This is a genomic window from Vogesella mureinivorans (genome assembly GCF_007644035.1).
Classification (GTDB): Bacteria; Pseudomonadota; Gammaproteobacteria; order Burkholderiales; family Chromobacteriaceae; genus Vogesella; species Vogesella mureinivorans.
In genome coordinates, this window is sequence record NZ_VMTV02000488.1 from 1 (window position 1) to 285 (window position 285).

General features: G+C 55.8%; 1 protein-coding gene. It reads left to right on the forward strand.

Annotation, left to right across the window (positions count from 1 at the left end; genetic code table 11):
* A partial coding sequence (locus FLQ44_RS25595; RefSeq protein ID WP_500692549.1) for a hypothetical protein occupies positions 1-285 on the forward strand: 285 nt, incomplete at both ends.

The following is a 285-nucleotide window of genomic DNA, read 5'->3' on the forward strand; positions in this document are numbered from 1 at the left end:
TGGTATCCGCGCACGACCGGCATTTGGCAGACAGTCTGGGTAGAATTGGTGCCTCACACTTATATCCAGCGGATCCGCTGGACTCCCCAGTTTGAACGCTGGGAAATCGGTTTTGAAGCGTTTGTCGCGGGCGATCGCCAGTCGGGAATCCAGGTTAAAGTTAAACTGTCGATCGGCTGTATGCTGCTGGTCAACGACACCTACGAAGTCATCAACGGCGAAATCCACCGCCGCATCGCCCTCTCCGACCCTGGTATCGACGACTACCGCAACGAATTGCTGTGG